General features: G+C 51.1%; 1 pseudogene. It reads left to right on the top strand.

From position 1 onward, the window contains the following. A pseudogene (locus tag K5E40_RS34480) lies at positions 1–362 on the top strand (IS4 family transposase); the annotation flags it as partial. Positions 363–415: the final 53 nt, after the last annotated feature.

Consider the following 415-nt stretch of genomic DNA (forward strand, 5'->3'; position numbering starts at 1 on the left):
TCGTGGCGGTTTACAAACGACGCATGCAAATTGAGGAAGGTTTCAGAGATGTGAAAAGTGAGCACTTGGGATTGGGTCTGAATCTACATCGCAGCCATTGCCTGCATCGTATTGAAATACTGCTGTTGATTGCCGCTCTCGCCAATTACCTGCTCTTTTTAACGGGGCTTCAGGCTCGCCAAAGTAACTTGGAGCGGCGATATCAAAGCAACAGTCTCAGAGAACGACGAGTGCTTTCATTGTGGCGGCTTGGCCTGGAATACTGGCGTAGGTGCATAGAGTTCGGAGGCAGCGGAGACTGGGAAAAATTGGAGAAAGCTCTGCGCGATGAGGTGCATCATCAGGCGCAGAGCCTGGAGTAGATTTGTGGGGATCCCTCAGAGTCTGTCCCCGTTTTACTAGCAGTGAGCATTGG

The organism is Pseudomonas baetica (assembly GCF_019733355.1).
GTDB classification, from domain to species: Bacteria; Pseudomonadota; Gammaproteobacteria; order Pseudomonadales; family Pseudomonadaceae; genus Aquipseudomonas; species Aquipseudomonas baetica_A.